General features: G+C 56.7%; 11 protein-coding genes. 7 read left to right on the top strand and 4 right to left on the bottom strand.

Going from position 1 to position 12,515, the window contains the following annotated elements; translation table 11 throughout:
- The first annotated feature begins 88 nt into the window (after positions 1–88).
- Entirely contained in the window at positions 89–1,279 is a 1,191-nt protein-coding gene (gene uxuA, locus ACOTXI_RS06680; RefSeq protein WP_058654865.1) for a mannonate dehydratase, read from the top strand.
- A gap of 117 nt (positions 1,280–1,396) precedes the next feature.
- On the opposite strand, the gene yeiP is transcribed toward uxuA, so the two are convergent.
- Positions 1,397–1,969, bottom strand: a complete 573-nt coding sequence (gene yeiP / locus ACOTXI_RS06675) for an elongation factor P-like protein YeiP (RefSeq protein ID WP_008500940.1) — start codon at positions 1,967–1,969, stop codon at positions 1,397–1,399.
- A 164-nt stretch (positions 1,970–2,133) separates the two neighbouring features.
- Between yeiP and ACOTXI_RS06670 the strand changes: the two genes are divergently transcribed.
- A complete protein-coding gene (locus tag ACOTXI_RS06670; RefSeq protein ID WP_021241515.1) occupies positions 2,134–2,388 on the top strand; it encodes a YkgJ family cysteine cluster protein in 255 nt (84 codons plus the stop codon).
- Here ACOTXI_RS06670 and setB read toward each other — a convergent pair.
- A complete protein-coding gene (gene setB / locus ACOTXI_RS06665; protein ID WP_058654866.1) occupies positions 2,385–3,566 on the bottom strand; it encodes a sugar efflux transporter SetB in 1,182 nt (393 codons plus the stop codon). The two genes, ACOTXI_RS06670 and setB, sit on opposite strands and share 4 nt — an antisense overlap.
- Positions 3,567–3,927: 361 nt before the next feature.
- Between setB and fruB the strand changes: the two genes are divergently transcribed.
- The 3 genes from fruB to fruA are packed head-to-tail and all read left to right on the top strand — an operon-like array spanning position 3,928 to position 7,698.
- Positions 3,928–5,058 (top strand): fused PTS fructose transporter subunit IIA/HPr protein, encoded by a 1,131-nt coding sequence (gene fruB / locus ACOTXI_RS06660; protein ID WP_008500937.1) that lies wholly within the window; start codon positions 3,928–3,930, stop codon positions 5,056–5,058.
- The gene (fruK, locus tag ACOTXI_RS06655) at positions 5,058–5,996 is read left to right on the top strand and encodes a 1-phosphofructokinase (RefSeq protein ID WP_008500936.1); all 939 of its coding nucleotides are present in this window, start codon (positions 5,058–5,060) and stop codon (positions 5,994–5,996) included. The genes fruB and fruK overlap by 1 nt, the downstream gene beginning before the upstream one ends.
- A 16-nt stretch (positions 5,997–6,012) precedes the next feature.
- Positions 6,013–7,698, top strand: coding sequence for a PTS fructose transporter subunit IIBC (fruA, locus tag ACOTXI_RS06650; protein WP_008500935.1), 1,686 nt, complete (start codon positions 6,013–6,015; stop codon positions 7,696–7,698).
- 46 nt (positions 7,699–7,744) lie between these two features.
- Here fruA and nfo read toward each other — a convergent pair whose 3' ends face one another.
- Positions 7,745–8,602: a deoxyribonuclease IV gene (gene nfo, locus ACOTXI_RS06645; protein ID WP_008500934.1), complete on the bottom strand. Its 858-nt coding sequence runs from the start codon at positions 8,600–8,602 to the stop codon at positions 7,745–7,747.
- 64 nt (positions 8,603–8,666) lie between these two features.
- A complete protein-coding gene (locus tag ACOTXI_RS06640; protein WP_103786733.1) occupies positions 8,667–9,713 on the bottom strand; it encodes a YeiH family protein in 1,047 nt (348 codons plus the stop codon).
- Positions 9,714–9,810: 97 nt separating this feature from the next.
- Here ACOTXI_RS06640 and yieE point away from each other — a divergent pair, with 97 nt between their 5' ends.
- Positions 9,811–10,677, top strand: coding sequence for a DNA-binding transcriptional regulator YeiE (gene yieE, locus ACOTXI_RS06635; RefSeq protein ID WP_008500932.1), 867 nt, complete (start codon positions 9,811–9,813; stop codon positions 10,675–10,677).
- A gap of 158 nt (positions 10,678–10,835) precedes the next feature.
- Positions 10,836–12,305 carry an amino acid permease gene (locus ACOTXI_RS06630; RefSeq protein ID WP_008500931.1) on the top strand — a complete coding sequence of 490 codons (1,470 nt, stop codon included), beginning with the start codon at positions 10,836–10,838 and terminating at the stop codon, positions 12,303–12,305.
- Positions 12,306–12,515 lie beyond the last annotated feature (210 nt).

Below are 12,515 nucleotides of genomic sequence, written 5' to 3'. Positions count from 1 at the left end.
GCGGTGTATTGACCCTTCGCGGTAAACATGTATGGTAGTCGTCATTGTAGTAACGCATATTGGTATAACAACTTGAGAGGGTGAGGCAATGGAACAAACCTGGCGTTGGTACGGGCCGAACGATCCGGTTTCTCTTGATGATGTGCGTCAGGCTGGCGCAACGGGTGTCGTCACGGCGCTGCATCATATTCCTAACGGTCAGGTCTGGCCGGTAGAGGAAATCCAGACGCGTCAGGCGCTGCTGGCGGAGAAGGGATTAACCTGGTCTGTGGTGGAAAGCATTCCGGTTCACGAAGACATCAAAACCCATTCCGGCGAGTATCAGGCCTGGATTGCCAACTATCAGCAGAGCATCCGTAACCTCGCGGCCTGCGGTATTGATACCGTTTGCTACAACTTCATGCCCATTCTGGACTGGACGCGTACAGACCTCGAATATCAAATGCCGGACGGCTCAAAAGCGCTGCGTTTCGATCAGATTGCCTTTGCGGCATTCGAACTGCACATTCTGAAACGCCCTGGCGCAGAAGCGGATTACACCGCGGAAGAGCAGCAGCAGGCGCGCGCGTGGTTTAACGCCGCCAGTGACGCAGACATCGAAAAGCTGACCCGTAATATTATTGCGGGCCTGCCGGGTGCCGAAGAGGGGTATACGCTGGATCAGTTCCGCGCCCGCCTGGCGGAATACGGCGATATTGATAAGCACCAGCTGCGTGAAAACATGGCGTATTTCCTGCGCGCAATTGTGCCGGTCGCGGAAGAGGTGGGGGTTCGCCTGGCGGTACATCCGGACGATCCACCGCGTCCTATCCTCGGCCTGCCGCGTATCGTGTCTACGATTGAAGATATGCAGTGGCTGAAAGAGACGGTCGACAGCATCCACAACGGCTTTACCATGTGTACCGGCTCCTACGGCGTGCGGGCCGATAACGATCTGGTGCGGATGATTGAAACCTTCGGCGATCGCATTCACTTTACGCATCTGCGTGCGACCTGCCGTGAAGAGAACCCAAAAACCTTCCACGAGGCGGCGCACCTGGGCGGCGATGTGAATATGGTCGCGGTGGTGGACGCTATTCTGGCAGAAGAGGCGCGTCGTAAGCAGGCTGGCGATGTGCGTCCTATCCCGTTCCGTCCGGATCACGGACACCAGATGCTGGACGATCTGCGTAAGAAAACCAACCCGGGCTATTCGGCGATTGGCCGTCTTAAAGGGATGGCGGAAGTGCGCGGCGTTGAGCTGGCGCTGAAGATGACGAAGTATCCGGAGCTGCTGTAACCGGAATTGCCGGGTGGCGGCTTCGCCTTACCCAGTCTACAAAAACACAAAAACCGGCTTCAGGGCCGGTTTTTTCGTAGGTCGGGTAAGCGTAGCGCCACCCGACAAACGCCGCAATCAGTCAGCGCGACCCATATAGCGTTTTTCTTCGATATGGATGCGGATTTTCTCGCCAGCAGAAAGGTATTCCGGCACCTGCACAACCAGGCCGGTGGTCAGGGTAGCCGGTTTGTTGCGGGCACTGGCGGATGCGCCTTTGATGCCTGGTGCGGTTTCAACGATTTCCAGATCGACGGTCTGAGGCAGTTCCAGCGCCAACAGCACGCCGTCCCAGGTCAGAACCTGCATATCAGGCATACCGCCTTCCGGGATGAACAGCAGCTCTTCTTCAATCTGGTCTTTGGTGAAGATATACGGGGTGTAATCTTCTTTGTCCATGAACACATATTCGTTGCCGTCGATGTAGGAGAAATCAACATAGCGACGGGTCAGGGTCACGGTATCGACGATATCGTCACCTTTAAAGCGCTCTTCCACCTTCAGGCCGGTACGCACATCGGCGAAACGCATTTTGTACAGCGTAGCTGCACCACGGGCGCTTGGTGCCTGAATATCGATATCTTTCACAATCAGCAATTTGCCGTTGTAATTCAGTACCATACCTTTCTTAATTTCGTTCGCTCTTGGCATTGCAGTAATCCTGTTTACGGGAGGTAAAAAATATCGCGCCAAATTACTCGCGCGCGGCCTTTCAGGCAAGAGGAATTCGTGGCTTTTGCTATCAATACACAAAAGGTGTTACTGTGCGCGCGATGCCCGACCGTACGGGCATTCGCCAGCGAAAGAGAGCATTTATGGATTGTCGTCCCGATTGTGGCGCGTGCTGTACTGCACCGTCCATTTCAAGCCCCATTCCAGGAATGCCCGAGGGCAAACCTGCCAATACCCGCTGCGTTCAGCTCTCGGAAACGAACCTGTGCATGATCTTTGGCTCACCGTTGCGCCCGAAGGTCTGCTCCGGGCTTCAGCCCACGGCTGAAATGTGCGGCAGCACGCGAGAGCAGGCGATAACGTACCTTCTTGAGCTGGAAGCGCTCACCGCGCCTTAAACGTCTTTAATCCTCGCCAGGCAGCCCATCGTCAGCGTACACATCACCAGCGCAATCCAGAACACCGTGTGATAGTTCCAGATTTCGGCCACGACACCGGCCATTGAACCGGCAATAATCCAGCCCACGCGGGTGGTATTAGTATAAAGGGTGGTGGCGGAGCCTGCCTGGCCCGGCATCAGATCCTGGAAATAAAGCATGCCTATCCCGGCGAGAATACCAATATAGATAGCGTTCAGGAGCTGTAACGCCAGCAATAGCCCAGGCGTATGTACCGTCAGCATGCCGAGATAGAACAGCAGACCGGCGACGGCGGCGATGCGCATTAAAAAACGTTTCCCGAAGCGCCTGGCGTAATAGCCCGCGATCAGCATGGTCGGGATCTCAAGCCCGGCTGCGGTGCCCATCATGATGCCCGCCAGCTTCTCCGGCAGGTGCAGTTCATTAATAATAAACAGCGGCATATTGATGATATACAGGCTATTGGTGCCCCACATCAGCGTGCAGATCGCGAACAGGAGCAGGGCATCGCGGCGGTTACGGCGCGGCGCTTCCAGCACACCCGTTGCCACCTTGGGCTCTTTGCGCATGGACGGCAGGAAGAACCACACCAGCGCGCCGCACGCCACAAACGCGACTGCCGCGCTCAGATACATCACCGTAAAGCCAAAACCCATCGCCAGCGCGTAGGCCAGCGGCGGGCCAATCACCCACGCCAGCGACACCTGCGCACGCAGGACAGAGCTGAACATCACCGCTTCACGTCCGGTATGGTCGGCGTGTTCGCGGGCAAGCGCAAACAGCTGTGGGTTAGCCGTCGAGCCAAAGCTGCTCAGGAATACCCCGACGAAAAGCAGAATGAAGTAGTTGCGGTTCCAGGCAAACAGAACGCAGGCCATGACCCCCAGCAGGCAGCAGAAAACGATCAGGCTTTTACGATCGCCTTTTCTGTCGGATCGCCCCGCCAGAAACTGACTGACCAGGATGCCGATGATGGCGCTTCCGGTAAAAAAGAAGCCAACCAGCGCCGGACGAACATGAACCTCATTGGTCAGAAATAAGCTCAGCGTCGGGGTCTGTAACGCACCGGCAATGCCCGTGAAAAAGGCAACAATCAGGAAGGCCGCTGAGGTCAAGTCAAAGGGCTTTGGCGAGGCAGCCGCAGGGGTGTTATGCATGTTTTATAATTAGCGAGTAGCAGAGAGGGGCGGAGTGTACGCCGTCAGCTAAAAAATAAACAGTGGGTGCGGTCAATGATGCCACGAAAAATCAAAATGGCATTTCAACTTGCCTCTCACGCTGCTGACCTTAGCTGAAACTGACTTGCTGAACTTCAGCAAAATTCAGCTCAATGAAGAAGAAATGTGCTGTATCTCTAAATTCTGATATCAGAAAGACGAGTTTACTTGCAAGGTACAGCAGAAAGCGCAAGACTTTTTGAAACGTTTCAGCGCTATCTTGTTTTAACAAACGGAGCAGGCTAGCGCATTTTTTCTCATTAAAGCTGAAACGATTCAAGTTCAGCAGGAGTGGAGAACCATGTTCCAGTTATCTGTTCAGGATATCCACCCGGGCGCTCAGGCCGGGGATAAAGAAGAGGCTATTCGCCAGGTTGCCGCTGCGCTTGTGCAGGCGGGTAACGTCGCGGACGGCTATGTCAACGGCATGCTGGCCCGCGAGCAGCAGACTTCAACCTTCCTCGGCAATGGCATTGCCATTCCGCACGGTACCACCGACACCCGCGATCAGGTGCTGAAAACCGGCGTTAAGGTGTATCAGTTCCCGCAGGGCGTGCTCTGGGGCGACGGTCAGGTGGCCTATGTGGCCATCGGTATCGCGGCCAGCAGCGATGAACACTTAGGTCTGCTGCGTCAGCTGACGCATGTCCTGAGCGATGACGCGGTGGCTGAACAGCTTAAATCCGCCACCACCGCGGAAGAGCTGCGCGCCTTGCTGATGGGCGAAAAACAGAGTGAAGCGCTGAAACTGGATAATGAAACGCTGACGCTGGATGTGGTTGCTTCCGATCTGGTGACGCTGCAGGCGCTGAACGCGGGTCGTCTGAAAGAAGCCGGCGCGGCGGATGCCACCTTTGTGACGCGCGTGATTAACGATAAGCCGTTGAATCTGGGTCAGGGCATCTGGCTGAACGACAGTGCTGAAGGCAACCTGCGCAGTGCGATTGCCGTGAGCCGTGCTGCCTCGGCGTTTGAGGTAGAAGGCGAGCGCGCAGCCATGCTGGTGACCGTCGCGATGGCTGATGAACAGCCGGTTTCCGTGCTGAAGCGTCTTGGCGATCTGCTGCTGAACAACAAAGCTGAAAAACTGCTGAACGCTGATGCGTCCACCGTGCTGGCACTGCTGACCAGTGATGATGCGCTGACGGATGACGTGCTAACCGCGGAGTTCGTGGTGCGTAACGAGCACGGCCTGCATGCCCGTCCGGGCACCATGCTGGTGAATACCATTAAACAATTTGAGAGTGAGATTACCGTGGCGAATCTTGACGGCACGGGCAAACCGGCCAACGGCCGTAGTCTGATGAAAGTGGTCGCGCTGGGCGTGAAGAAAGGCCACCGTCTGCGCTTCACCGCGCAGGGTGCCGATGCTGAACAGGCGCTGAAAGCGATTGGCGATGCCATCGCGGCGGGTCTGGGGGAGGGCGCATAATGAGCAGACGTGTTGCGACTATTACGCTGAACCCGGCTTATGACCTGGTGGGGTTTTGCCCGGAAATTGAGCGCGGCGAAGTTAACCTCGTGCGTACCACCGGCCTGCATGCTGCGGGCAAAGGGATTAACGTCGCGAAAGTGCTCAAGGATCTCGGTATCGATGTCACCGTGGGCGGATTCCTCGGCAAAGACAACCAGGATGGTTTCCAGCAGCTGTTCAGCGAGCTGGGCATTGCCAACCGTTTCCAGGTTGTTCAGGGCCGTACCCGTATCAACGTTAAGCTGACGGAGAAAGACGGTGAAGTGACCGATCTGAACTTCTCTGGCTTCGAAGTGACGCCGTCAGACTGGGAACGCTTTGTCAACGACTCGCTGACCTGGCTGGGGCAGTTTGACATGGTGTGCGTCAGCGGCAGCCTGCCGTCCGGCGTCAGTCCGGAAGCGTTTACCGACTGGATGACGCGCCTGCGCAGCCAGTGCCCATGCATTATTTTTGACAGCAGCCGTGACGCGCTGGTCGCGGGCCTGAAAGCCTCTCCGTGGCTGGTGAAGCCTAATCGCCGCGAGCTGGAGATCTGGGCCGGCCGTAAGCTGCCAGAATTAAAAGATGTGATTGACGCTGCCCATGCGCTGCGCGAGCAGGGTATCGCTCACGTGGTGATCTCGCTTGGTGCAGAAGGCGCGTTGTGGGTTAACGCGTCTGGCGAATGGATCGCCAAACCGCCGTCAATGGAGGTTGTGAGTACCGTTGGCGCAGGGGATTCCATGGTTGGCGGACTGATTTATGGTCTGCTGATGCGGGAATCCAGTGAACATACTTTACGTCTTGCCACTGCCGTTGCTGCCCTGGCCGTCAGCCAGAGCAATGTCGGTATTACCGATCGTACCCAGTTAGCCGCGATGATGGCGCGCGTTGACTTAAAACCTTTTAACTAACAGCAGGAGAGGAATAATGAAAACGCTGCTGATCATTGACTCCGGTCTCGGACAGGCACGCGCCTATATGGCGAAGACCTTGCTGGGAGCGGCGGCGAACAAAGCACATCTCGAGATGACTGATAACCCGGGCGATGCCGAACTGGCCATTGTCCTGGGCGACAACATCCCGGCTGACAGTGCGCTGAACGGCAAAAAAGTGTGGCTGGGCGATATTAATCGCGCGGTGGCACATCCGGAACTGTTCCTGAGCGAAGCGAAAGGTCACGCGTCTGTCTACAGCGCGCCTGTCGCGACGGCACCGGCTGCGGCCACGGGCCCGAAACGCATTGTGGCGGTGACGGCCTGCCCGACGGGGGTGGCTCACACCTTTATGGCGGCTGAAGCCATTGAAACCGAAGCAAAAAAACGCGGCTGGTGGGTAAAAGTTGAAACGCGCGGCTCCGTCGGTGCCGGCAATGCCATCACCCCAGAGGAAGTGGCTGAGGCCGATCTGGTGATTGTGGCGGCGGATATCGAAGTGGACCTGGCGAAATTTGCCGGTAAGCCAATGTACCGCACCTCCACCGGCCTGGCGCTGAAAAAGACCGCGCAGGAGTTTGATAAAGCGCTGGTGGAAGCGAAGCCGTATCAGGCAACCGGCGCGCGTCAGACCGCGACGGAAGGGAAGAAAGAGTCCGCAGGCGCCTATCGTCACCTGCTGACCGGCGTGTCTTACATGCTGCCGATGGTGGTCGCGGGCGGTCTGTGTATCGCGCTCTCGTTCGCGTTTGGTATCACCGCGTTTAAAGAAGAAGGAACGCTGGCGGCAGCGCTGATGCAGATCGGCGGGGGCTCAGCCTTCGCCCTGATGGTGCCGGTACTGGCGGGCTTTATTGCCTTCTCCATTGCTGACCGCCCGGGTCTGACCCCGGGTCTTATCGGCGGTATGCTGGCCGTGAGCACCGGTTCTGGCTTTATCGGCGGTATCATCGCGGGCTTCCTTGCCGGTTACGTCGCGAAGCTGATTAGCTCGAAGCTGAAGCTGCCGCAGAGTATGGAAGCGCTGAAGCCGATCCTGATCATCCCGCTGATTTCCAGCCTGGTGGTCGGCCTGGCGATGATTTACCTGATTGGTAAGCCGGTTGCAGGCATCCTGGCGGGTCTGACCCACTGGCTGCAGACCATGGGCACCGCGAACGCGGTTCTGCTGGGTGCGATTCTCGGCGGCATGATGTGTACCGACATGGGTGGTCCGGTGAACAAAGCGGCGTACGCCTTTGGTGTGGGCCTGCTGAGTACCCAGACCTACGCGCCAATGGCGGCGATCATGGCGGCAGGCATGGTGCCTCCGCTGGCGCTCGGCCTGGCGACAATTATTGCCCGTCGTAAGTTCGATAAAGCGCAGCAGGAAGGTGGTAAAGCCGCGCTGGTGCTGGGTCTGTGCTTCATCACCGAAGGTGCGATTCCGTTCGCGGCGCGTGACCCAATGCGTGTGCTGCCGTGCTGTATCGCGGGTGGTGCGGTAACGGGTGCAATCTCCATGGCGATTGGCGCAAAACTGATGGCACCACACGGCGGTCTGTTCGTGCTGCTGATCCCTGGCGCCATCACCCCGGTACTGGGCTACCTGCTGGCGATTGTTGCCGGTACGCTGGTGGCGGGCCTCTCTTACGCGGTGCTGAAACGTCCGGAAGCGGAAGTTGTGGCGAAAGCAGCGTAAGCGGTAAGCAATAAAAAAGCCGGTTGCTAATGCAACCCGGCTTTTTTTATGCCGCCTGTTCAGCGGTTTGCTGTGCCTTCAGCCAGGCAATCTCTTCTGCCCAGATGTCCGGATTGATGGTTTCAAGCACCATCGGAATACCGTCGAAGCGGGCGTCCTGCATAATAAAGCGGAACGCATCGTGGCCAATGTTGCCTTCGCCCAGGCTGTGATGGCGGTCAACGCGGCTACCAAAGGCGCTTTTCGCATCGTTTAAGTGCATTCCACGCAGGTATTTAAAGCCCACAATGCGCTCGAACTCATCAAACGTGTTTTTTGTTGCCTCGGTGGTGCGCAGGTCATAACCGGCGGCAAACGCGTGACAGGTATCAATGCACACGCCGACGCGGGATTTGTCCTCCACGCCGTCGATAATCGCCGCCAGATGTTCGAACTTAAAGCCGAGGTTGCTGCCCTGACCAGCGGTGTTCTCAATCACCGCCGTCACGCCTTTGGTTTTATCCAGAGTGATGTTGATGGACTCCGCAATGCGCGCCAGGCAGGCATCTTCGTCGATCTGCATCAGATGGCTGCCCGGATGGAAGTTCAGCAGCGTCAGCCCCAGCAGTTCGCAGCGCTGCACTTCATCCAGAAACGCCTCGCGGGATTTTTCCAGCGCTTCTTCAACCGGGTGACCGAGGTTGATCAGGTAGCTGTCGTGGGGGAGGATCTGGCCGGGCCCGTAGCGGTATTTCTCACAGGCGGCTTTGAAATCATCAATCACCTCAGCGGTGAGCGGTGCGGCGCGCCACTGGCGCTGATTTTTGGTGAACAGGGCGAAAGCGGTCGCCTCAATTTCGGCGGCGCGAATGGCGGCATTCGCAAGGCCACCTGCAGCGCTAACGTGCGCTCCAACATATTTCATAAAGGGACTCCTGTTAACCCGAAATGCCTATGATAGCGGGTTAACAGGAGAAGGATGTAGTGGTTTATGCCATCAGGCTATGGACCGCGAGGTTAATTGCGCCACCGCCGACAATCAGCCAGATGAAGAGCACCAGCGCCATCAGCAGCGGTTTCGCACCGGCTTTTTTCAGCGCGCTGACGTGTGTGGTCACCCCCAGCGCCGCCATGGCCATCGCCAGCAGTACGGTATCCAGCGTCACCAGCATATCCACCACCGCTTTCGGCAGCAGGTGGAAGGAGTTAAAGATAGCGACCACGATGAACAGGATCGCAAACCACGGAATGGTGATTTTGCTCTTCTCGCTGCCGCCAGCCGGTGCCAGCTGTTTAACCCGTGCGGCCAGGAAAATCAGGAACGGCGCCAGCATCATCACGCGCAGCATTTTGGCAATCACCGCCGCGTTTTCAGCGCCCGGGTTAATGGCATGTCCTGCTGCGACCACCTGGGCCACTTCGTGCATGGTCGAGCCGATATAGATGCCGTAGGTTTCCGGGCTAAACCAGTGGGCGACCAGCGGATACATGGCCGGGTAGAGGAAAATCGCCAGCGTACCGAAGATCACCACCGTCGCGACGGCAACCGTTACCTTGCTGGCTTCGGCTTTCACGACCGGCTCCGTTGCCAGCACCGCCGCTGCGCCACAGATACTGCTCCCGGCACCGATCAGCCAGCTGGTTTGCCTGTCCAGGCCAAACACTTTCTGACCGATAAAGCAGGCCAGTAAAAAGGTGCTGGTCAGGGTCAGAACGTCGATGGCGATCCCGCTCGCACCCACATCCGCAATCTGCGAAAAGGTGAGACGAAAGCCATAAAGAATGATCCCAAGACGCAGCAGATGCTGCTTGGCAAAGATTACGCCGCCGTCGCAGGATTTCCAGATATGTGGATAAACGGTGTTACCCACGACCATGCCGAGCAAAATGGCGAGCGTCAGCGCGCTGAAACCCGCGCCTGCGATGGCCGGGATGCTGCCGCCCCATAGCGCTATGGCGGTCACTGCGGCGCTGAGCGCAAGACCCGGCACGAAGTGCCACACTGTACGATGATGTTGTAAGGTGATTTCTGACATAACCTTCTCCTTTGTCTGGCTAAAGGTTACGGCGGTCTGGCTTAAAAATAAAATTGATTATATACTTATAATCAATCTATATAAGTGGTAAGTAACCATGCACATTACTTTGCGTCAGCTGGAAGTGTTTGCCGAGGTGCTGAAAAGCGGCTCGACGACCCAGGCGTCACAAATGCTGGCGCTCTCGCAGTCTGCGGTCAGCGCGGCGTTGACCGATCTTGAAGGACAGCTGGGCGTTCAGCTTTTCGACAGGGTAGGGAAGCGTCTGGTGGTCAACGAACACGGTCGTCTTCTTTATCCACGCGCGCTGGCGCTGCTGGAGCAGGCTATCGAAATCGAACAGCTGTTCCGCGAAGATAACGGCGCGATCCGCGTCTACGCCAGCAGCACCATCGGCAATTACATCCTGCCGGAGGTGATCGCCCGCTATCGTCGGGATTTCCCGACCCTGCCGCTGGAGATGAGCGTGGGCAATAGCCAGGACGTCATCAACGCGGTGATCGACTTCCGCGTGGATATCGGCCTCATCGAGGGGCCCTGCCACAACGTCGATATCATTGCCGAGCCCTGGCTGGAAGACGAGCTGGTGGTGTTTGCGTCCCCGGCCTCATCGTTATTGCAGGGCGAGGTGACGCTGGAGCGGCTGGCGCAGGCGCAGTGGATCCTGCGCGAGCAGGGCTCCGGCACGCGTGAAATTGTCGATTACCTGCTGCTGTCCCATCTGCCGCATTTCCAGCTGGGGATGGAATTGGGGAACTCCGAGGCGATTAAGCACGCGGTGCGCCACGGATTGGGTATCAGCTGTCTTTCCCGGCGCGTTATTGCCGAACAGCTGGAAACCGGATCGCTGGTGGAAATTCCCGTTCCGCTCCCGAAACTGGTGCGCACGCTGTGGTGCATTCATCATCGCCAGAAACACCTTTCCAGCTCCCTGCAGCGTTTTCTGCGCTATTGCGAAATCTGACATCGTCCCTCACCCCAAAGGGAAGAGGGAAAAATTATGCTTTACTTATAATCCTGGCCGCGTCATGAAGCTCTCTTATAACTGAGTATTTCTGCCGGAAGGAACGCGGATCGTCTGCTACAATCGCGCCTCATTTATTAAATGGACAGCATTTTCATATGGTTTCAGAAATTAAAACCACAGAAGCGCCCACGCTACGTCGTGAACTCAAGGCGCGTCACCTGACGATGATCGCCATTGGCGGCTCCATCGGTACAGGTCTTTTCGTTGCCTCTGGCGCAACGATTTCGGCAGCCGGCCCGGGTGGGGCACTTTTCTCTTATATCCTGATTGGCCTGATGGTGTACTTCCTGATGACCAGTCTCGGCGAACTGGCCGCGTACATGCCGGTATCCGGTTCGTTCTCGACCTATGGTCAAAAATACGTTGAAGAAGGCTTCGGCTTCGCGCTGGGCTGGAACTACTGGTACAACTGGGCGGTCACTATTGCCGTTGACCTCGTTGCCGCACAGCTGGTGATGAACTGGTGGTTCCCGGATACGCCGGGCTGGATCTGGAGCGCCCTGTTCCTGGCCGTCATCTTCCTGCTGAACTACATCTCCGTGCGCGGTTTCGGCGAAGCGGAATACTGGTTCTCTTTGATCAAAGTGGCAACCGTCATCATCTTTATCGTCGTCGGTGTGGCGATGATCGTTGGTATTTTCAAAGGCGCTGAACCTGCGGGCTGGAGTAACTGGACAATAGGCGATGCGCCGTTTGCCGGTGGACTGTCGGCAATGATTGGCGTGGCAATGATTGTCGGCTTCTCCTTCCAGGGAACCGAGCTGATTGGCATTGCTGCCGGTGAGTCAGAAAACCCGGAGAAGAATATTCCGCGCGCGGTTCGTCAGGTCTTCTGGCGTATCCTGCTGTTCTATGTGTTCGCGATCCTGATTATCAGCCTGATCATTCCGTACACCGATCCAAGCCTGCTGCGTAATGACGTCAAAGACATTAGCGTCAGCCCGTTCACGCTGGTCTTCCAGCATGCCGGCCTGCTTTCAGCCGCAGCGGTGATGAACGCCGTTATCCTGACCGCCGTACTTTCTGCCGGTAATTCCGGAATGTACGCGTCCACCCGTATGCTCTACACGCTGGCATGCGACGGTAAAGCGCCGCGTATTTTCGCGAAGCTGTCCCGTGGCGGCGTACCGCGCAACGCACTGTACGCCACAACGGTGATTGCCGGCCTGTGCTTCCTGACCTCTATGTTTGGCAACCAGACGGTGTACCTGTGGCTGCTTAACACCTCCGGGATGACGGGCTTTATTGCCTGGCTGGGGATTGCCATTAGCCACTATCGTTTCCGCCGTGGCTACGTCAAACAGGGTTATGACGTTAACCAGCTGCCGTATCGCTCAGGGTTCTTCCCGCTGGGTCCCATTTTCGCCTTCATTCTGTGCCTGATTATTACGCTGGGACAGAACTATGAAGCGTTCCTGGCGGACACCATTGACTGGGGCGCCGTCACGGCAACCTACATTGGTATTCCGCTGTTCCTCGTCATCTGGTTTGGCTACAAGCTGACGAAAGGAACACACTTCGTTCGCTACAGTGAAATGGAATTCCCGGAACGATTTAAACAATAATCGCACTTCCTCTCTCTTAGCCCGCTCGTTTGAGCGGGCTTTTTTATTTCCGCCTCCTGTAACAAAGATATATTTCTTAACAATTTAATTGATAATAATTATCGTTTGCTTTATCGTTATCAAAAATAAGCGTGTCACCGACCCACCGGAGATGTGGGCGGCAAGGAAGACGCTGTGAGCAATGATGATTTGATTGAGTTGTATTTACCT

Source organism: Enterobacter cloacae complex sp. BZL2005, assembly GCF_049238885.1.
GTDB classification, from domain to species: Bacteria; Pseudomonadota; Gammaproteobacteria; order Enterobacterales; family Enterobacteriaceae; genus Enterobacter; species Enterobacter roggenkampii.
This window is presented reverse-complemented; position numbering and strand designations above follow the sequence as displayed.

What these genes read in the sequence shown, in the direction of transcription:
- uxuA (WP_058654865.1), top strand. Translation starts at nt 89, where the DNA reads ATGGAACAAACCTGGCGTTGGTACGGGCCGAACGATCCGGTTTCTCTT.
- yeiP (WP_008500940.1), bottom strand. Translation starts at nt 1,969, where the DNA reads ATGCCAAGAGCGAACGAAATTAAGAAAGGTATGGTACTGAATTACAAC.
- ACOTXI_RS06670 (WP_021241515.1), top strand. Translation starts at nt 2,134, where the DNA reads ATGGATTGTCGTCCCGATTGTGGCGCGTGCTGTACTGCACCGTCCATT.
- setB (WP_058654866.1), bottom strand. Translation starts at nt 3,566, where the DNA reads ATGCATAACACCCCTGCGGCTGCCTCGCCAAAGCCCTTTGACTTGACC.
- fruB (WP_008500937.1), top strand. Translation starts at nt 3,928, where the DNA reads ATGTTCCAGTTATCTGTTCAGGATATCCACCCGGGCGCTCAGGCCGGG.
- fruK (WP_008500936.1), top strand. Translation starts at nt 5,058, where the DNA reads ATGAGCAGACGTGTTGCGACTATTACGCTGAACCCGGCTTATGACCTG.
- fruA (WP_008500935.1), top strand. Translation starts at nt 6,013, where the DNA reads ATGAAAACGCTGCTGATCATTGACTCCGGTCTCGGACAGGCACGCGCC.
- nfo (WP_008500934.1), bottom strand. Translation starts at nt 8,602, where the DNA reads ATGAAATATGTTGGAGCGCACGTTAGCGCTGCAGGTGGCCTTGCGAAT.
- ACOTXI_RS06640 (WP_103786733.1), bottom strand. Translation starts at nt 9,713, where the DNA reads ATGTCAGAAATCACCTTACAACATCATCGTACAGTGTGGCACTTCGTG.
- yieE (WP_008500932.1), top strand. Translation starts at nt 9,811, where the DNA reads ATGCACATTACTTTGCGTCAGCTGGAAGTGTTTGCCGAGGTGCTGAAA.
- ACOTXI_RS06630 (WP_008500931.1), top strand. Translation starts at nt 10,836, where the DNA reads ATGGTTTCAGAAATTAAAACCACAGAAGCGCCCACGCTACGTCGTGAA.